Genomic DNA, 19,019 nt, shown 5'->3' with positions numbered 1-19,019 from the left:
TCGCGCTACTGAGCAAGCCCGACCTGCCGCGGCGCCAGCGGCGCGCGCCACACGGTCGCCGCGCCAGCGTGCTACGGTAAAGCTCATGGCCTACCGCGCACTGCCCGCCCGCTGCCCAGGCCGCCCGGCCGTGGCGGCGCTTGCGATGGCCGCGGCGCTGGCCGGTTGCTGGGGCGACGATGCGGGCAAGCCGCCAGCCGCCCAGCCCGCTGCCCGATCCACTGCCTCCGCCGCCCCCGCTTCTGCCCCCGTGGTCGCCCGGGCCACGCCCACACCGATGGACAACCCCGACTTGCCCGCCTCTCTCAAACTCGATGCCGCGCTGAACGCCGACGCGCCCGCCGCCGTGCAATCGCTGGCGATGTCGGCGGCCGGTGCCGACGGCCAGGCGCTGGCGCAATGGGCGCGTGCGCGCTGGCAGGCCGCGGATGTCGATGCGCTGGCCCGCGTGCTGGTGCAGCTGGTGCTGGGCGCCGACTTGCAGCAAGACGCGGTGCAGCATTTCTCGGCCGCCACGCAGGCCGCCGACGGCAGCCCCAACTACGCGAACGCCGCTGCGCTGGGCTACTTCGTCGGCGCGCTGCAGTCGGGCCTGGACGCCGTGGCGCGCAATGCGGACGACCGCCGCGCGCTGGCCGTGCGGTTGCTGCGCAGCGCCGCGCGCCAGGCCGGTGTGGCCGAACCCACTGCCGCCCTGCCCGGCCCCGGCGCCCCCGCCGGTCAGCGCTGGGTGCGCCTGAACCTGTACCCGCTGCTCACGCCGCCCGCAGGCGCGTCGCCCGACGACGCCGACACCCTGCTGGAGCGCGCGGCGCTGCCGTTGGCGGCCACCCGCGTGCGCGCCAATGGCGAGCCCGATCTGGAAGTGGCCGTCGGCACGGCGCCGCAGATCGCCTTTCGCCACCGGCTGCGGGCCGTGCAGCGCGCCCAGCACGGATGAGCACCGCGCCGCCGCCCGCCCCAGCGCCCGAGCCAACGCCCGCAGCGCCCGCTGCTCCCTTGTGCGCCGCATGCCGCGTGCCGCTGCAGCGCGGCTTCATGCTGGACCTGGGCTACAACGACCAGGCCCGCGCCGCCGAATGGGTGGAAGGCGCGCCGCAGCCCAGCTTCTGGCGCGGGCTGCAGCTGGACGGGCGGCTGCGCCTGCCGGTGCAAAGCTGGCGCTGTCCGGCGTGCGGGCTGCTGGCGCAGTACGCGCACACGCCGCCCGCTGAGGCGCGCTGATTGGGGGTATGCGCTGCTTGCCAGCGCCGCCCATAATCGCGCCATCCCACCATCGACCGGCTGCCGCCCCGCGACGCAGCCCATCCGCCCATGACCGTCCTCATCCTCGGCTTGTTGCTGTTTCTGGGCGCGCACTCGGTTCGCATCGTGGCCGACGGCTGGCGCAGCCGCACGCTGGCCCGCTTGGGCGAAGGCGGCTGGAAGGGCGCCTATTCCGTCGTATCGCTGGTGGGCTTCGCGCTGATCATTTGGGGTTTTGGCCTGGCGCGCCAGCAGCCGGTGCTGGTCTGGTCGCCGCCCACGGCGATGCGCCACCTGAATGCGCTGTTCACCCTGCTGGCGTTCATCCTGGTGGCCGCCGCCTACGTGCCGCGCAACCAGATCAAGGCCCGGCTGCACCACCCGATGGTGCTGGGCGTGAAGCTGTGGGCCTTTGGCCACCTGCTGGCCACCGGCACGCTGGCCGACATGGTGCTGTTCGGTGCGTTCCTGCTGTGGGCCGTGCTGGACTTTCGCGCCGCCCGCCTGCGCGACCGTGCGCAAGGCACGGTCTACCCGCCCGGCACCGCCAGCGGCACCGTCGCAGCGGTGGTGGTGGGCGCCGTGGCCTGGGCGGTGTTTGCGTTATGGCTGCACGCGGCATGGATTGGCGTGGCGCCGCTGGGGCGCACGTTCTGAGTGGCGCTCGGCCGCTGATTTCCGATTGAAATATGGCGCCGGCGCTTGTACAGCCCGCGCCAGCAGCTATCCTTTTGGAAGTGATTGGCCTCCATTGAATTGAGAGAGCTGCACCCGCAACCCACCAGCCCTCAGAGCCGAGCGCAGCGATGGCCCGTTCGGCTTCCTGCCCTTCTGGATGCGCCTGGGTCGGGGTGTTGGCGGGGTGGCGGCTGCACCGCAGGATGCAGCCGCTTCGTGAACTGACTGGCCGCAGTTGTCCGAACGGAGCTGCGCAGCAGCGAAGTGAGTTCTGCGGCTCACCCCGCCAGCGCCCCGACCCAGGTTGCCCCGTAGCAAAGCGAAGGGGTCGCAGCCAGCAGGGTCGCCTTTTCTTTGCCTTCTTTCTTTTGACGAAGCAAAAGAAAGAAGGTCGGCCGCCGGGCCGAGACCCGGCCCCCGCCCTCAGCAACCCAAGGGAATATCAAAAAAGATAGCTGCCAGCGCAGGCAGGGCAAGCGCCACGGGCCAAAAACCCTTTCAACTAAACCGTCGCCAGCGCCTCAAACCCCTGCAACGCCTGCGGCACTTCTTCACTCAGCGCCACCTCGCTGACCTGCGCCTGCGGCGGCCCGCGCCGCGCCCAATCGACCAGCGCGTCCACCACCTCGGGCGCGCCTTGCACCCACGCCTGCACGCTGCCATCTGTGCGGTTGCGCACCCAGCCCACCGCGCCCAGGCGGCGCGCCTGTTCGACCATGCTGGCGCGGTAGTACACGCCTTGCACGCGCCCGCGAATGCGCAGCTGGCGCGCGACATCAGGCAGCTTGGACACGGGCGTGAAAGACATGTGCGGCATGATACGCAGCGACCGCTGCCGCACCGCGCCGGGCCCGACCGCGCCAGCAGAGCAGCCAGCGCCCTACGCCCTAACGAGACAAAGACACCCCAAAAGAAAGGCCGCCCCATGCTCCGCTGGTTCACCCGCCTGTTGCTGGCCCTCTTGGTGCTCGCCCTGCTGGGCACGGGCTGGGCCTTGTGGCGCTTTGACACCTACCGCGCGCCCGACCCGACCATCACCCCAGACCCTGCCGCGATGGCCTATTTCAAGGACGACTACACCGCCGCCCGCGCCGCCTTCCTGCAGCAGGGCGACGCGCTGGCCCGGCGTTACGCGCGGGTGGAGCGCCTGGCCATTCCCGTGGCCAGCGGACACCTGCGCGACCTGACGGTGGACGCGCTGTACGTGCCGGCGCAGCAAACGCCCCGGCGCCTGCTGATCCTGATCGCCGGCACGCACGGCGTGGAAGGCCCCGCCGGCAGCGCCGTGATGCGCCTGTTCATGAGCGAATTCATGAGCCCCGCCGCGCTGGCCGACACCGGCGTGCTGCTGCTGCACGGGCTGAACCCCTACGGCTTTGCCGCGCAGCGCCGCGTGACCGAGCAGAACATCGACCTGAACCGCAACGCCGCCCAGACGCCCGCGCTGTACCTGTCCGACAACGCCGGGTACCCGCTGGTGGACCCGCTGATCAACCCCACCGGCCCGGCCGACACAGGCGCCGCGCAGCACCGCTTCTTTCTGCTGCGCGCGGCGGCCATGCTGGTGCAGCACGGCATGGGCCCGCTGCGCCAGGCCGTGCTGCAAGGTCAGTACGCCAAGCCGCAGGGCATCTACTACGGCGGAAGCGCGCTGGCCCCGCAGCTGGAGGCGCTGGCGCCGCCCCTGCGCCGCATCATCAACGCGTACCCGCTGTCGATGACGCTGGACCTGCACACCGGCTACGGCGCCCGCGGGCAGCTGCACGTGTTCATGAACCCGCCTTCCGACCCGCGCGTGCGCCAGGCGCTGGAAGCGCTGTTCAACGGCCACCCGATCGACTGGGGCAGCGGGCAGGATTTCTACACCGTCACCGGCGACGTGGCGGGCTGGATCGGCTCGCTGCGCGACACCGGCACGCACCTGCCGGGCGTGTTCGAGTACGGCACCATGGACAGCCAGGGCACGCTGGGCGCCATCAAGTCGCTGCACATCGGCGTGCTGGAAAACCAGGGCGCGCAGTACGGCTACGCCAGCGACGCCCAGCGCGAGCGCATCCACCGCGACTACGTGGAGATGTTCAACCCCAGCTCGCCCGCATGGCGCACCCAGGTCATCGCCGACAGCCGCCGCCTGCTGACACAGGTGATGGCGCGCCTGCCGCAGCTGGGGCAGTAAGGCCGCAGCGCACAGAAGCGGCCGTGGCACGTTCGTCACCCACCCAGCCTGTCGCACCGCCTGCGCCGCCCGGGAGCGTGGCTGCAGATGAAACCGGCGGTGCTTTGCCCTCGGGCGCGCTAGCGACCCTGCCACCCACGCCGTCCACGCCAAGCGCCGGGCGCCCACCCCGCGCCACCCGCAAAGCGCTGCCCGTGATCAACCCCGCGCGCTGCACCGGCTGCGGCTGGTGCGTGGGCGTGTGCCCGCCGCACGTGCTCAGCCTGCACACGGCAGGCGGCCGCAAGACCAGCACGCTGGACGACGCCGCCGGCTGCACCGGTTGCGCGCTGTGCGCGGTGCGCTGCCCGTTTGATGCCATCGCCATGCGGCGGGTGGTGGCGCCACCAGCCTCACCACACCAGCGCAACTAAAACGATAGCTGCCAGCGCAGGCCCGGCGGGCGCTGGCTCGCGAAATTGCCGTGAAAGTAGCGGCGCTCGCCAGCCCCTGCAGGTGGACGGATGCGGTGGCGCATGGTGCGCACCACGCACGCATGGCATGTCACCCGTGTGTGACGGACATGTGACTAATTAACACTTTTGTGTGATCGACAAGCGCATGCATGGGCGCCAGGCGCGCCGGGCGGGCTGCCGTCGGCTATCTTGGCCGCACTAAGGGAGCTAACGATGACAAAACACTTGAAAACACACTGGCGCGCGTGCGGCCTGGCGCTGATCGCGGCCACCGCGCAACTGGCTTTCACGGCGCCCGTGCAAGCCCAAGCCGCCCCGGACACATTGGCCAAGGTCCGCAGCGAAGGCGTGATCCGCCTGGGTGTGCGCGACAACGCGGCGCCCTTCGCCTACGTGGACGCCAAGGGCAAGCCCGGCGGCTTTACGTGGGACGTGTGCCGCGCCATGGTCAAGAACCTGGAGGCCGAGCTGGGCCGCCCCATCGAGATCAAGGTGGTGCCCAACGCCTTTGCCGCGCCTTTTGATCTGCTCAAAGACGGGCGCATCGACATGCAATGCGGCGCCACCACGCACAGCGCCGAGCGCGCCAAGCAGGCCGATTTCTCCAACACCTTCTTCGTGTCGGGCATCGCCGTGGCCTACCGCAAGGAAGACGTGCAGTACGCCAACCCGCTGAAGTTCGGGCGCGTGGCGGTGCTGGCCAATTCGACGGCGGCCAAGATCATGGAGCGCCGCATGGGCGCCAAAGGCTCGGCCTCGATCGACACCATGGTGCCGGTCAAGAGCTATGAGGAAGGCGTGGCCAAGCTCAAGGCGAAAGAGGCCGACACGCTGTTTGCCGACAGCGTGCTGATTCCGCTGGACCCGGCCATCGACCGCCGCCGCTCGCTGGAGACGGTGGAGCCCTACGCGCTGATGATGCGCAAGGGCGACCGCGCCTTTGTCGACGCGGTGGACCGCGCGCTGATGAAGGTGCTGAGCGGCCCGCAGGCGCGCCAGTTCGCCACCGACGCCAAGCTGGACGGCCGCCTGAACGTCCTGACCCCCGAAGCGTGGCGCCGCGGATCGAAAGAACCCGCGCCGCAGATGTACTGACGCGCCACCCCGCAGGAGCGCGCGGGCGGCTGAGGCCCGCGCCATCGCGATGGGTGTGAGAGGACAAGACCAAGCAAGACCCAGCAAGACCAAGGCCGGGCCGGGCCGGACGGGGCGCAGCGGCGCAAGCGAGCGCCCTGCCCGCATGCGCCGGGCGTTGCGGCATTCAGCCCGCCAGCGCATTCATCAAAATTGATAGCTGCTTGCGCAGGTGGGGCGGGCGCAAGCGCTGCGAAAGGCCGATAATCGCGGGATGCCTTCGCAAGACACCCTCAGCACCCTGGACACCACCCGCACCGACGGCCGCCGCATTCGCGCGGTGCGTCCGCTGCTCACCCCCGCCATCCTGCAGGAATGGCTGCCCGCCCCCGAAGCCGCGCAGGATCTGGTCGAAGCCAGCCGCCACGCCATCTCGCGCGTGTTGCACGGGCAGGACGACCGGCTGGTCGTCGTCGTCGGGCCGTGCTCCATCCACGACCACGCGCAGGCGATGGATTACGCCCAGCGCCTGGCCGTGCAGGCGCAGCGCCACGCCGGCGAGCTGCTGACGGTGATGCGCGTGTACTTTGAAAAGCCGCGCACCACCGTGGGCTGGAAGGGCTACATCAACGACCCGGGCATGGACGGCAGCTACGCCATCAACGAAGGGCTGCAAAAGGCGCGCCGCCTGCTGCTGGACGTATCGGCCCTGGGCCTGCCGGTGGGTTGCGAGTTTCTGGACCTGCTCAGTCCGCAGTTCGTGACCGACCTGGTCAGCTGGGGCGCCATTGGCGCGCGCACCACCGAAAGCCAGAGCCACCGCCAGCTGGCCAGCGGCCTGAGCTGCCCGGTGGGCTTCAAGAACGGCACCGACGGCGGCGTGAAAGTGGCGGCCGACGCCATCCTGGCGGCGCAAGCGCCCCACGCCTTCCTGGGCCTGACCAAGATGGGCCAGGCGGCGATTTTCGACACGCGCGGCAACCCCGACTGCCACATCATCCTGCGCGGCGGCAAGGCGCCCAACTATTCCAAAGCGGATGTCGATGCGGCTTGCGAGCTGCTGAAAAAGGCCGGCCTGCGCGAACAGGTGATGATCGACCTGTCGCACGCCAACAGCAGCAAGCAGCACGCGCGCCAGATCGTGGTGGCCGAGGACGTGGCCGCGCAGGTGGCCGCGGGCGACGCGCGCATCATGGGCGTGATGATCGAAAGCCACCTCGAAGAAGGCCGCCAGGACATCGTGCCCGGCCAGCCGCTCAAACACGGCGTGTCGGTGACCGACGCGTGCATCAGCTTCGACCAGACCGTGCCGGTGCTGGACGGGCTGGCGCAGGCGGTGAAAGCCCGGCGCGCTTTGAAAGGCTGAGTGGCGCTGATTCGTTGCAGGCGGCTTTGGCGGCGCTGACCGTGGGCCGCCGCTGCGGGGCGGCCGCTTGCGGGCAGCGGCGATATCAGCTGGCCGCCGTCACAAACGGTTCAAGCGCGCTTCATGGGCGCTGCGCCAACGACCGTGCGCCAAGGCGGCATAAGGCCCCAAGGCCTGCGCTGCGCCAGCAGCCGCAAGGGGCGCAACCAGCAGGGCGCGCCACACTTCTTTTTTGATAGCTGCTGGCGCTTATCTACCGTGCGCTGCAGCCCAATTTAACTACAAATAGCCCGCGCGCCACTCAAGCGCGCCAGGCGAAGCCGCCGCGCCTCAGCGACGGCGCGGGCCGCCGCCACCGCCGTCGTTGCGGCGCTCCAGGTGGCGGAAGCTGATGCGGCCCTTGGTCAGGTCGTAGGGCGACAGCTCCAGCGTCACGCGGTCACCCGCCAGGATGCGGATGTGGTTCTTCTTCATCTTGCCGGCGGAATAGGCCACCAGCTCGTGCCCGTTGTCCAGCGTCACGCGAAAACGCGTGTCGGGCAACACCTCGTTGACGATGCCTTGCATCTCGATCAGTTCTTCCTTGGCCATGCGGCTCCTTCCATTTGACTTGTTCGGTTGCGCGGGCGGCCCACTCCCATGAGCCGCCCGGCGCGAAGGGCTGGCCCCGTCGGTCGGGGCGCGCGGCGGACGCGCACTGCGCGGCCCGTCGCTGACAATCTTTGTGTGCCTTCGGCGGGCGTTGCCCGCACGCCGATGCGGCTTGATGCACTGCCCAGGGCCTTCAGCGCGCCACCGCGTTGAGCGAGACAGCGCGGACTGACTGAACCTGAACCGCTAGGCGATGCCCGCTGCGCCAAGACCGCCAGCGCCATCCGGGCGCCGCGCCCGGCGCCTTCACGCCCACCGCGCCATCAGCGCGTCTGCGCTCACCCGCACCCGCATCCCGCCAGATGCTTCCAAGCCCCACGCCGCTGCGCTGCCACCGGCATGGCCCAAAGCCCACCTGCACACCCTTGCACAACCCTCTGCGCGCACCACTGCGCCCGCAAAGGTAACCGCGCATTTTACTGGCCAGCACATTTTTTCGCCAGTTGCAAGCGGCTGCGCGCGCCCTGGCGTTGCGCGTGGCCTGCAAACCAGGCGGTCGGCCGTTCGGCCCGGGCTGCGTGGGCGCTGGGGGCTGGCCTGCCGCGCTGTGCTGGTTCACGCGGCTTTCACAAACCGTTTGCTGGCGCTGTCTATTTGTAATGTGAGTACCCATTCACATGGTTACATCGCCAACATTTCTGCCCGCCATGTAACGCGATTGGCCGCCAAACTTGGCCCCGTGTTCCACCAAACCGAAAGGTTGTCACGCATGACCCAACGCAATCTGCGCACTGTGCCCGCCGCCCTGTTGATGACCACCGCGTTGTCCTGGAGCTTGCCGACACTGGCCCAGACCGGCAGCGCCACCGGCGCCGCGCCGTCGCGTTCCGCCAGTTCCACCGCACCGGCCGCCGGCCGCAGCGGCGGCAGTGGCCTGCACCCCGGCACCACCTTGGCCCCCGGCGCTGCCGCGGCCGGCACCTCCACAGGCAGGCCGCCCGCGACCATGGGCACCGCGCCCGCCGCGGGGGGCACCAACAGCACCGGCGCCCCATCGGGGTCGGGCAGCGGCGGCTTGCCGCCAGGCTTTGAGCCCGCGATGCCCGGCGCCAAGAGCAGCGCACCCGCCGCCCCCAACGCGGGCGGCAGCTACCAGGCGCCCGGCGCGCGCCCCTGAAGCGGCGGCGTTTCTGACAGCGCGGCGCGGGCCGCAGCACCCCACGGTGCACGTCCGTCGCCTGGTGGCATGCCGCAACGCACCGCCGCCAGCGCCGCGCCTGAAGCGCGCCACTTCGCCAATCGGTCACTCCGTCACGCCAACCCCGGCCCACCGGCTGTCCTCAGCAGCAAGTGGGCCGGGGTTCTTTTTTATGGGACTGGAGCAAGCGGGGGCTGCAAAGCGCAGCCGCTGGCACGCCGCATGGGAGCATGGCATCCAGATGTCAGATTGCCGGATAGAGCATCAAAATGCCATCCAGCGCTCGCCGCACCTGCGCTGGCAGCTACTCAATAGATAGCAAAATTCTGGTGAAGATCAGCCCATCGGCGCATGCAACGGCGCGATGCTGACCGCGCTGCGTTGGCCTCACGCGCCCGCGCCGCGCCCAATCAATCTTCGCTGCGCTCTTCCACCATGCGCGCGGGCTTGGACGCCGCGCGCCTTGGCGTGGCGGGCTTGGTGGCAGCCGCCTTGGGCGCTTCTTCGGCCAGCTTGGGCGCCGGGCCGCAGCGCGCGTCGCGGAACTGGCCGCGCAGGTTGCCCAGGTGGGTGGAGATCTGGTCCAGCACCGGCGGCGGCAGCGGCTGCTGAAACTCGAAGTTCAGCCGTTCGATCTCGGCCGTCCAGTAGCCGCACATCGACGCGTGCGCCGAAGGGTCGTGCCCCGTGGCGTCCAGCAGCACCGGGCGCGCCACCTGCACCGCGCCGCCGTCACCGGCCGAGCCCGTCACGCCGTTGGCGTCGGTGCCCGTCACCGCCGCCTGCACGGTGCTGGCCGGCTCAGGCGTGGCGCCGGGCGGGCACGCCGTGTTGGTGTACGTCACCTGCCCGTCCACCACGCATTTGTTCACGCCCTCCAACCCCGCCACCTGACCGGCCGCGCGCGCGCCCGAAGCCGCCTTCTGCGCCGCGGGTGCCTGCACCGTGCGCGGCACCGTGATCGGCGGGGGCAGCGCCGTCGGGTCGGCCGGGGGCGCGTCGGCAGAAGAGGACTGCAGCGCCGAGCCCGAAGCCACCGCGCGCCGCTTGGCCACGTCGTCGATGAACCACATGTAGCCGCGCCACGCGCCCACCACCAGCAGCACCAGCGCAATGCCGGTGATCACCCAGCGCAAGGCGCCCATGCCCGAATCCAGCTCGGGCGGCATCAACGGGCGGTCGGCCGGATCGGCCACAGGGTCCTGGTTCATGGCGGTGATGGTAGATCCGGCGCGGGGCACCGGGGTCTCGGGATGATACCGGGGCGTCACCGTGAGCCGGTGTTGGGGGCGAGAGGCGCTGCGGCGGGCAGCTGGCTCACAAGGGCGCGCGGATGGTGCGCCGTTACAGGCGCTCGGACGATGGCAGAGGTCGCGTTCCTGCCTGTTTGTCATCGGTGTGGGTAGTCATCCGGCGTCCAACACCTAACCCACGATCTAACCGCTTACCGAAGACAGTCCGCTTGAGCGCCGAGTCGGAGACTACTTTTTGCCTTTGGCCTGCGACAGGGCGCTCCCTGCTGCTGATTTTGCGGCCGCGCTGCTTCGGCCATCGCGCAGCACTTTGGATGCGGCGGTAGCCGCGCGCGCAGATGTTTGCTCCTTAGGTGCGCCCTTTTGAGTAAGAGCACTTCCTGCGGCCGTTCTGGAAGCCGCGCCGGTGGACTTACTAGTGAGAACGTTTGATGCAGACGATGCGGCTTTGGAACCGGTGGTTTTAGTAACCATTGACATTCCTTGAAGAACTTATAACGGAAACGCTAAGCCTACCGCCGAAGGCGGGTCGGTTTGAGTGCTAGGGTAGCGCTAGTTTTAGGGACGCTTGGCATCGGCAAGGGCCTTAACTAATTCCGGCGTGACCTCGGTGGAGGGGCCATTGCGAGAAAGAAGCGCACCAATAATTCCTTGAATAACGCCCGAGCGTTCTGCCTCAGGTATATAACCAAGCAAGCTCAGCGTGAACAACGTTTCTTGGTTGCGAATTAGTTTCTCATAGAAAATATTTAGCTGCTTTAGATTTCTGCTGTAGACATAGAAAAAACCAGCGCTTATGAACTGTGTGAGAACTCCCGCCGCTGCAGCAGTGACTGAAATTGCCGTGTTATTTTCTGCAAGGGCAAGGCCGATTCCAAATATTAATACCAACAAGCCGACAATGAGAGCAGCTAGGCTTGACCAGAAGCTCCACTTTACATGCGTTTGATTTGTTTTGTAGTAGGCGTCTATGTAAGCTTGGTTTTTTGCAGAATCCATAAATGGCACCTAGGTAAAAATGGACGATATGCTGCAGCCAAAAGCAGCCGCACAAACAACGCGAAAATCACACTCACTCCACAGAGCCGCCTTCCCACGTTTAGGAAAACCTAAAGCCTTGCGGATGGAACCGCCTTGTTCCGGTCGAAGTGCCCTACCCGCGTGATGGCATACACGCGATTCCACCTCAGTCCATCTTAGCCGCCAGCTTCACGCTTTCAACCCGCTGAGACGCGGCCTGGCCCGCCAAAACCTCCCCAGGCTCCTCGGCGCGTTCCGCCCCCACGCGCCCCGCCGCCACCAACCACTGCGCCCGCTCCTGTGTCAGTTGCGCCGCCAGCGCGCGCCGGGTGCGGATGGGCACGCCGCGCACCTGTTCGGCGATCCAGATCAGGCGGTTGCGGTCCACGCTGCCTTCGCTGGCCCAGCGGTTGGCCTCGCGCTGGGGGTTGCGCAGCATGGCGGCCAAGGTGACGGCTTGGCGGGGGCTTAGGCGGCGGGCGGGCAGCTTGAACCAGTGCTGGGCGGCGGCTTCGGCGCCGCAGAGGGCGCGTTGCGCGGGCGGGCCATCGGCGCGTTCGCCCCAGGGGGCCAGGTTCAGGTACAGCTGCAGGATGCGGGCCTTGCCCAGGGTTTGTTCCATCTCTACGGCGTAGAGCAGTTCGCGCAGCTTGCGTTGCAGGGTGCGGTCGCCCCCGGCCACCATCAGTTTGGCCAGCTGCTGGGTGAGCGTGCTGCCGCCGCCATGGACGGCACCGGTGCGCAGGTTGCCTTGCCAGTTGTGCAGCAGGGCGGGCAGGTCGTAGCCGGGGTGTTCGTAGAAGTTCTGGTCTTCAGCGGCCAGCACGGCGCGGGCCAGCCAGCCGCGCGGGTCGTGTTGCACGGTGGGGCCGCAGGCGGCGCGCAGGTGCGCCCATTCGGCGGTGCCCAGGCCTTGCACCGCAAACCCCGTCAGCACGGGGTGGATTTGCAGCTGGCGCTCTGGCAGCGTGAGTTCGGCCGACAAGGCCAGCGTGCCATCGACCTGAATGCTGCGCAGCTCGGGCAAATCGGGGCCGACCAGCGCCAGCCAGTCGCGAACGGGGGCGTCTTGCCAGCGCAGGGCCACTTGCCAGCCGGCGCCGCGCCGTTCAGCCTGCCAGCGGGCGCTGAGCACGGGGCGCGCGCCGTTGGCGGCCTCGGCGCCCAGCAGCAGGCGGCCTTGCAGGTGCTGGCCGTTGGTGTCGGTGATGCTGCGCGACAGGGCCAGTTGCGCGGCGGGCAAGGTGAGGGCAGCCTGCCCCGCGCCCGCGGGCAGCGGCAGGGTGCAGGGCTCGCAATGCAGCGTCAGCACGGGCTGCGGCCCTTCGGCCCCCGCAGGCACCCAGCCCAGCGTGACGGGGCCGAGGCGCGTGGCCACGCGCAGGCCGTGCAGCCTTTCGCCCACCCACGGCGTGGTGCCCAGCCACACCAGTTGCGGCACGCTGGCGCGCAGGCTGAAGGGGGCGCGGCCAATGTCCACGGCCCATTCGCCGGGCTTGGGCGCCAGGGCGGCGCGCAGTACGGCGCCCAGCGCGCCCAGCAACACCAGCCCGGTGAGCGCGACGGCCAGCGCGGCCCACAGCAGCCGGCGGCGCCAGTGACCGGGTGCGCGGCGCGGGGCCGACGGGGCGGGGGTTGCGGGCAGGTCAGCGAGTGGTGTGGTCATGGCCGTGTCCTTGCTCGGTTAGCGGGTGATTGCTTCTCTTTTGGTAGCTTCCAACGCAGTCTGCACATGCGCTGGAGGCGTATTGGTTAGACATCACCGCGCCCCAGCGGCTGGGTGACGGTGACGGCGCGCCAAGGTCCGGTGGAGCGGCCCAGCGCCGCCGCCCAGTACCAGGCGGAGGTGTCGGCAAAGCGCTGGCCGTGCGCGTCTTCGATCTGCTCGCACACGCGCAGGGCCACGTCGCCCTTGCGGGCGGTGAAGCAGCGCTGCACGTTGGGGGCGGTGGCGGCTGGGCGGGTGGCGGCGGGGCCATTGCCTGGCGCTGCGGGTTGCAAGGCGCCGCTGGGCGCGTGCGGCGTGGCGCCCCAGGCATCGCCCGGCGCATCGCCCACATTTCCCGGAGACAGGCGGTTGGTCACGCGCAGCGCCACGGTTTGCAGCAGGGGCGCGGCGGTGTCATTGCGCTGGGCGGGCTGGGCGGGCGGCGCGGCGGCGGCCGCATTGGCGCGGGCGGGCAGCTCCAGCCGCTCGCCTTCGATGCGGTAGCCCAGCGCGCGAAAGCAATCGGCCGCCGGGTGCAGCATGCGCGTGGGCTGCGCCACTTCGCGCAGCACGACGATCTGGCGGCCGTCCGTCAGCCGCGCGATGCTGCCGGGAAAGCGGTCGGCAAAGCGCTGCTCTACGGCCGACAGCGCCAGCGGGCGCACGGGCACGCCCTGCCAGGTGCGCGGCAGCTCGCTGGCCAGGGTGGGCGCGGCGCGATCGGCATCGCCTGCGCCACCGCCCGCACCCGCCACGCCGATCGCGCTGGCCAGTGCACAGCCCAGCATGGCGGCGCCGAAAGCGGTCTTGGCCAGCACGCGCTGGGTGAAGCTGTTGAATGTGGTGTTCATGGTCTTATGCCTTTCTGGCGCTGGTGGGGCTTGCGCTGGTAGCTCTGGTTTCAATAGCACTGGTCGGCCGGTGCGCGGCGCGCGGCCAGGCCCATGCCCATGGCGATCACGCCGCAGACGGCGGCCAGCGCGGCCACGCCCACGCCTTCGTGCACGCCGGGCAGCTCGCCGTGGCCGCTGGCCTGCAGCGCCACCAGCACGCTGTTGCGAAGCACGTTGCCCACCAGCACGGCGGCGCCCACCAGCGGCAGGCGCAGCGTAAAGGCGCGGTCGCTGCGGCCGGCCCACAGCGCCACGGCGCAGGCGGTGAAGTAGCCCGCCCAGGCCATTTGCACGCCCGAGCAGGGCGCGTCCACGATGACCAGCACGCCGTTCACACTCAGGCTGCTGCCTTCGCGCACCACGGCAAACCACGGCGCCAGCAGCCAGCGGCTGGCCTCGGCCGTCAGCACGCGCAGCGGGTAGCCCGCGTAGAACTGCAGCGACGCGATCAGCGGCAGCGCCAGCACGGCCAGGCCCAGCACCGGCAGGCGCCCCACGGCCAGGCGCGGCGCGGGCCACAGCACGCCGCCCTGTACGCGCATGGCGCCGCGCCGGGTCACCGGTAAAAAGGCGAGCAGCCCCGCCGCCCAGGCCAGCACGGCGATCAGGCTGACGAGCAGCGCCGGTGCGGCGCCGCGCAGTACGGTGGCGGCCAGCGTGCCCGCCAAGGCGGCGGCCAGCCACGGCAGGCGCGGGGCGGTGCGCAAGTCGCGCCGCAGCGCCAGCACCAGCGCCGCCAGCGCGGCCAGCGCCAGCCAGCCCAGCGGGTCGTCTGAGCCGTCTTGCAAACGCGCGGCCATCCAGCGCCAGGTGGGCCACAGCGCGGCGGTTTGCAGCGCGACCCACGCCAGCGCGGGCGCGCGGTCCAGCCGCATGGACCAGGTTTGCAGGTGCGGGCGGCGCAGGAGGAAGGGCGTGGTCATGGCGGGTCTTAACGAGGTGGTTTGAAGTGTTTTGGGCCGCTGGCGCTGGTGCAGTCAGCGCTGGCAGCTATGAAATTGAGAGTTGATGTGCTCACCGCAAAGCACCGTGGCCAGCCAACGCCGCACCCGGATCTGCGCCGGGTGCCGGCCTTGCCGCCCGCCCGCACGAGATGGGCGAAGGCGCTGCAGGCGACTCCGGCGGTGCGCACGGTGCCGACTGGCTCACGCAGTGAATCGGTCCGTCCGCCTCCGTGCGGCGCACGCGCCCAGCACCGCCAGCACGACCAGCATCGCGGCCCAGGCATGCGGCTCGGGCGTGCTGCCCACTGCGGCGCCCAGCGCGCTGGCGTCGCCGCCCACGGCCAGGTTGCCAACGCCTTCGGGCAGCGGGCTGGGCTGGTTGGCGGTGGCGTTCTGGCCGCCGGGGTTGCGCACCACTTTGTCCACCGCGATGAAGCTGGTGTATTGCGTCAGCAGGCTGTAGTCCAGGCCCAGCTGGGTGATGGCGGGCCTTTGCGCGTCGCCGCCGGTCAGCGATTCCTCGTCGCTCAGCGCGGCGATGCGGTGGCGCGCCCACAGGCTGCGCAGGGCCGCGTTGCCGCTGCTGTTGGCCTGCGTGTCGATGGGCACGGTCTGGCTGACATGCCCCTGCGCCCCGCCTTGCGGCGCGCGGCCTTCCACGATCAGGCGGGGCGCGGCGGCGCTGCCGCTGGCCGGTTCGCGCCATTTGCCAAACAGCACGACGGGGCGGTCGGCCAGCACGTCGGGCAGGGCTTGGGGTTCGACGTCGTACACGTCCAGGCCTTCAAAGCGCGCCTTCACGCTGGTCATCACCGGGCTTTCGATCAGGCGGCGAAAGCGCTCGGCCTGGGCCTTGGCTTCGTCGGGGCGGGTGATGACGAAGGGCTCGCCCATGCCCGCGCGGGCCAGGCCTTCCATCAGCTGCCGGTTGACCGAGCCGCCGATGCCGAAGGCGAACACGTTGGCCTGGTTCAGGTGCTTGCGCACCAGGGCAAACGCCTCGGATTCCACGGTGACGTAGCCGTCGGTCACCACCACCACGGTACGCGCCACGTCGGGGTTCTTGGGCTCGGCGTACACGCGGCGCAGCGCGGGCAGCAGCTCGGTCGAGCCGCCGCCGCCCATCTCGTCAATGGTGCGGATGGCGGCGTTCACGTTGGCCGCCGTGGCGGGCACCGAGTGCGGCGACAGGAAGCGGTTGCTGCCCGAAAACAGCAGCACGTTGAAGGTGTCGCTGGCGCGCAGGTGGCCCAGCAGCTGGCGCATCAGCGCTTTGGCCGTCTCCAGCGGAAAGCCGTGCATGCTGCCCGAGATGTCCACCACGAAGATGTAGTCGCGTGGCGCGATCTCGGCCACCGGCACGGCCTTGGGCGGCTGCACCATGGCGAGGAAGAAGTTCTCTTTGTCGCCCTTGTGCAGCAGCACGCCCGACTGGATGGCGCTGCCCGCCAGCCGGTAGTCCAGGATGAAGTCGCGGTTGTTGCTGGCGCTGACACCACGCGAGCTGTTGCCCGCCAGGCGCACGCTGGCGCGCTGCGCGGCGCTGCCCGCATCCATCTGCGTGTCGATGGCGTGGCTGGGCGAGCGGATCTCTTGAATGCCCACCGGGCTGGCGAGCTGCACCTTGAGGTTGAACGCGCTGGTGGATGCGCTGCCTTCGCGCAGCACCGGCTGCGCCGGGAAGCCCTGCGCATGCGCCAGCGGATGGCCGCTGGTGGTTTCGGTGGGCGCTGCGCCGCCACCGCCGGGCCGCCCCAAGGTGGCGGCAGCCCCCTCGGGGGGCAGCGCACCAGGCGAAGCCGGGGAGCGTGGGGGCTCGTGACTGCTTGCGTAGCGGGGGCCGACCACCGTCGGGTAAACAAACTGGTACTGCCCATCGGTCGGCACCAGCAGTTCGTTGTAGCGCAGCTCCACCTGCACGTCGTCGCCGGGCAGGATGTTGGCCACGTTCATCTGAAAGACGTTGGGGCGGTGCTGCTCCAGCAGCGCGGCGGTCTTGCCTTCGGCCTTGGCGGCGTTGTATTCCACCTGGGCCTGGCGCTTTTCGCGGATCTGCGCGGTGATCAGCCGTTCGCCCACGCGCACGTTCATGCCGTTGACGGCGGCGCGGGTCGATCCGGGGAAGAGGTACTTCGCCTCGATCGGCACCGTGCCCTCATTTTTATAGCGCTGGGTGACCACCACATCGGCGATCACGCCGCTGATGTTCACCTGCACGTCGGTGCTTTTCAGCGGCAGCGCGTCCACGCCGGGCTGCGCGCCCTGGACGAAGAAGTACGGGCTTTCGGCCTTGGCGGGCGCGTCGTCGCCGTCCTGCGCACGCGCCAGCGGGCTGAGCAGCACCAGCCCGGCCAGCAGCGAATACCAGGCCGCGCGCTGCACCACCAAGGCGGCGGGGCGGACCGCGCGGGCAATGTGCGCCACGGCGCCGGGCACAGCAGCGTGCAAGGGGGGGACGACGGCAGCGTTCGGCACGGCATGCCAGGCGGCCTGCGGGAGCGCGCGCAGGGCCGTGAGCGGATCAAGCCAGAGAGAGGGGCGCATGGTGTTTTTTCCTTTGTTCTTCAGTCCCGTGAGGGCGGGGGGGTTTGGGGCTGCGCTACCAGCCCTCACACCACCGGCAGCGCATGGCCGGTACTTTGAAATTCGTGCTGGAAGGGACGATGAAGCGCGCAAGAAAAGCGAACGAATGCGAACGCGCGCCGCCGCGCTGTGTGAAGCCTGTGTGAAGTCGCGGTGAAAACCGGCCGTGGTCTGCCGCCCCTTGCTGGCGCGCACTTCACACGGCGTTCGAGCGCGGCGCCGAGCATCGGCCGCTTTCAAACCCATCCATTAACAAGAAGGGAAGGACGGCCGATGAACCGATTCAAGAACTGGCGCGACTCGATGCTGATCAAGGGCGCGGTGTTGCTGCTGTTGCTGCTGCTGTTGTGCATTCCGCTGTCGCAGATCGAATGGGTGATCCACGATCGCCAATCCACCGAGCAGGCGGCGGTGCAAGAGCTGGCGCAAACCTACGTGGGGCCGCAAACGCTGGTGGGCCCGGTGCTGGTGGTGCCGTATGTGGAGCGCTGGGAGGTGGCCGAGCGCAATGAGCGCGGTCAGCCTACCGCGCTGCAGCCCATGTCAGAACAGCGCTACCAGCTATTTTTTCCGCAGCAGACCGATCTGGTCGGCACGCTGGCGCCGCAGCTGCGCTACCGCGGCATCTTCACCGTGCCTTTCTTCCAACTGCAGGGGCAGATGCAGGGCCGCTTTGCGCCGTTTGCGCCGTCGCAGCTGGTGCAGCAGGTGCGCGGCTCGACCATCGAGGTGCAGACGCCCGCGCTGGTGCTGTCGGTCAGCGACCTGCGCGGGCTGCAAGGCGTGCCGCAGCTGCGCATGGCCGCCGCGCCGCTGAGTTTTGAGCGGCGCGCGCCGCACATTCCGGCCGCGGGCTGGCTGAGTTCGGCCGTGCACGCGCCGCTGTCGGGCGCCGCGCTGCAGGCTTTCAACGCCGGGCAGGCGCTGCCCTTTCAGCTGGATCTGCAACTGGCGGGCCAGGACGAGCTGGCGCTGGCGCCGCTGGCCGACGAGACAACGGCGCACCTCACCTCGCCCTGGCCGCACCCGCGCTTTGGCGGGCGCTTTCTGGCCACCGAACGCCGCGTGAGCGACGCGGGCTTTGACGCGCGCTGGCTCATCGCCGGCCTGACCAGCCAGGCGCGCGAGCAGGTGCGCGCCTCGCTGGGCGGCGACGAGGGCGCCCGCAGCGCGCGCGGCGAGCTGGACAGCTTCAATGTGGCGCTGGCCCAGCCGGTCAGCGTGTATTCGATGAGCGAGCGCGCAGCCAAGTACGGCGCGCTGTTCATCGCCCTGGTGCTGCTGGCGGTGTTCACGACCGAGCTGGTCAAGCGCCTGCGCCTGCACCCGGTGCAGTACGCGCTGGTGGGCCTGTCGATCGCGGTGTTCTTCCTGCTGCTGCTGGCGCTGTCGGAAAAGCTGGGCTTTGCCTGGGCCTACGCGGCAGCCGCAGGCGCCAGCGTGCTGCTGCTGGCCGTGTACTTCAGCGCGGTGCTGCGTGGCGTGAAGCGCGGCGGCGCGCTGGCGGCGTACGTGGCGCTGCTGTACGGGGCGCTGTATGCGCTGCTGGCTTCGGAAAACAACGCCTTGCTGCTGGGCGCGCTGCTGGTGTTCGGCATGCTGTCGGCCTTGATGCTGGCCACGCGGCATGTGGATTGGTGGCGCGTGGGCGGCGCGCCGGGCGACGGCACCTAGCCGCGCCAATCGATGGGGCAAGGGGGCCGGCGGCGGCTGCGCGAGTGAAGCCGTTCGCCCCCCGTCAGAATGTATTTGCTATTAATTGAGTAGCTGCTGGCGCTCTACAAATCAGCGCCAGAGCCGGTTTTCATTCACAGCCAACCCCTGCCCGCCAAGCC

17 protein-coding genes are annotated in these 19,019 nt (G+C 69.6%); 9 read left to right on the top strand and 8 right to left on the bottom strand.

The annotated features are described in order from the left end of the window. The first annotated feature begins 85 nt into the window (after positions 1-85). From C6570_RS03380 to C6570_RS03370, 3 genes are all read left to right on the top strand, one after another. Positions 86-940 (top strand): hypothetical protein, encoded by an 855-nt coding sequence (locus tag C6570_RS03380; RefSeq protein WP_123812199.1) that lies wholly within the window; start codon positions 86-88, stop codon positions 938-940. Further along, positions 937-1,224 (top strand): hypothetical protein, encoded by a 288-nt coding sequence (locus C6570_RS03375; protein WP_123812198.1) that lies wholly within the window; start codon positions 937-939, stop codon positions 1,222-1,224. The genes C6570_RS03380 and C6570_RS03375 overlap by 4 nt, the downstream gene beginning before the upstream one ends. A gap of 90 nt (positions 1,225-1,314) precedes the next feature. Beyond that, positions 1,315-1,902, top strand: coding sequence for an NnrU family protein (locus C6570_RS03370; RefSeq protein ID WP_106701962.1), 588 nt, complete (start codon positions 1,315-1,317; stop codon positions 1,900-1,902). Positions 1,903-2,425: 523 nt separating this feature from the next. Here C6570_RS03370 and C6570_RS03360 read toward each other — a convergent pair. Next, positions 2,426-2,731: an acylphosphatase gene (locus C6570_RS03360; protein WP_106701960.1), complete on the bottom strand. Its 306-nt coding sequence runs from the start codon at positions 2,729-2,731 to the stop codon at positions 2,426-2,428. Positions 2,732-2,848: 117 nt separating this feature from the next. On the opposite strand from C6570_RS03360, the gene C6570_RS03355 reads away from it, so the two are divergent. From C6570_RS03355 to C6570_RS03340, 4 genes are all read left to right on the top strand, one after another. Continuing rightward, on the top strand, positions 2,849-4,099 hold the full coding sequence (locus C6570_RS03355; protein ID WP_106701959.1) for a M14 family metallopeptidase: 1,251 nt from the start codon (positions 2,849-2,851) through the stop codon (positions 4,097-4,099). 128 nt (positions 4,100-4,227) lie between these two features. Next, positions 4,228-4,512, top strand: coding sequence for an ATP-binding protein (locus C6570_RS03350; RefSeq protein WP_106704489.1), 285 nt, complete (start codon positions 4,228-4,230; stop codon positions 4,510-4,512). A 267-nt stretch (positions 4,513-4,779) separates the two neighbouring features. Then, the gene (locus tag C6570_RS03345) at positions 4,780-5,649 is read left to right on the top strand and encodes a transporter substrate-binding domain-containing protein (protein ID WP_164675479.1); all 870 of its coding nucleotides are present in this window, start codon (positions 4,780-4,782) and stop codon (positions 5,647-5,649) included. Positions 5,650-5,902: 253 nt separating this feature from the next. Then, positions 5,903-6,994, top strand: coding sequence for a 3-deoxy-7-phosphoheptulonate synthase (locus C6570_RS03340; RefSeq protein WP_106701957.1), 1,092 nt, complete (start codon positions 5,903-5,905; stop codon positions 6,992-6,994). Positions 6,995-7,324: 330 nt separating this feature from the next. Here C6570_RS03340 and infA read toward each other — a convergent pair whose 3' ends face one another. Then, a complete protein-coding gene (gene infA / locus C6570_RS03335) occupies positions 7,325-7,585 on the bottom strand; it encodes a translation initiation factor IF-1 (RefSeq protein WP_106701956.1) in 261 nt (86 codons plus the stop codon). A gap of 769 nt (positions 7,586-8,354) precedes the next feature. Between infA and C6570_RS18105 the strand changes: the two genes are divergently transcribed. After that, positions 8,355-8,762, top strand: a complete 408-nt coding sequence (locus C6570_RS18105; RefSeq protein WP_164675478.1) for a hypothetical protein — start codon at positions 8,355-8,357, stop codon at positions 8,760-8,762. A gap of 431 nt (positions 8,763-9,193) precedes the next feature. Here C6570_RS18105 and C6570_RS03325 read toward each other — a convergent pair whose 3' ends face one another. From C6570_RS03325 to C6570_RS03300, 6 genes are all read right to left on the bottom strand, one after another. Then, on the bottom strand, positions 9,194-9,994 hold the full coding sequence (locus C6570_RS03325; protein WP_106701954.1) for a RodZ family helix-turn-helix domain-containing protein: 801 nt from the start codon (positions 9,992-9,994) through the stop codon (positions 9,194-9,196). Between the two features lie 600 nt (positions 9,995-10,594). Continuing rightward, positions 10,595-11,035 (bottom strand): TRADD-N-associated membrane domain-containing protein, encoded by a 441-nt coding sequence (locus tag C6570_RS17925; RefSeq protein ID WP_123812197.1) that lies wholly within the window; start codon positions 11,033-11,035, stop codon positions 10,595-10,597. Positions 11,036-11,222: 187 nt separating this feature from the next. Beyond that, positions 11,223-12,722 (bottom strand): biosynthetic peptidoglycan transglycosylase, encoded by a 1,500-nt coding sequence (locus C6570_RS03315; RefSeq protein WP_106701952.1) that lies wholly within the window; start codon positions 12,720-12,722, stop codon positions 11,223-11,225. A gap of 86 nt (positions 12,723-12,808) precedes the next feature. Beyond that, a complete protein-coding gene (locus tag C6570_RS18480) occupies positions 12,809-13,615 on the bottom strand; it encodes a hypothetical protein (protein WP_106701951.1) in 807 nt (268 codons plus the stop codon). Between the two features lie 50 nt (positions 13,616-13,665). Continuing rightward, positions 13,666-14,580 (bottom strand): exosortase Q, encoded by a 915-nt coding sequence (xrtQ, locus tag C6570_RS03305; protein WP_106701950.1) that lies wholly within the window; start codon positions 14,578-14,580, stop codon positions 13,666-13,668. A 222-nt stretch (positions 14,581-14,802) separates the two neighbouring features. Beyond that, positions 14,803-17,145, bottom strand: coding sequence for a VIT and vWA domain-containing protein (locus tag C6570_RS03300; protein ID WP_106701949.1), 2,343 nt, complete (start codon positions 17,143-17,145; stop codon positions 14,803-14,805). A 312-nt stretch (positions 17,146-17,457) separates the two neighbouring features. Between C6570_RS03300 and creD the strand changes: the two genes are divergently transcribed. Beyond that, entirely contained in the window at positions 17,458-18,858 is a 1,401-nt protein-coding gene (creD, locus tag C6570_RS03295) for a cell envelope integrity protein CreD (RefSeq protein ID WP_106701948.1), read from the top strand. Positions 18,859-19,019 lie beyond the last annotated feature (161 nt).

Source organism: Ottowia oryzae (genome assembly GCF_003008535.1).
Classification (GTDB): Bacteria; Pseudomonadota; Gammaproteobacteria; order Burkholderiales; family Burkholderiaceae_C; genus Ottowia; species Ottowia oryzae.
The sequence above is the reverse complement of the archived record's forward strand: the minus strand, read 5'-3'. Positions and strand labels throughout refer to the sequence as shown.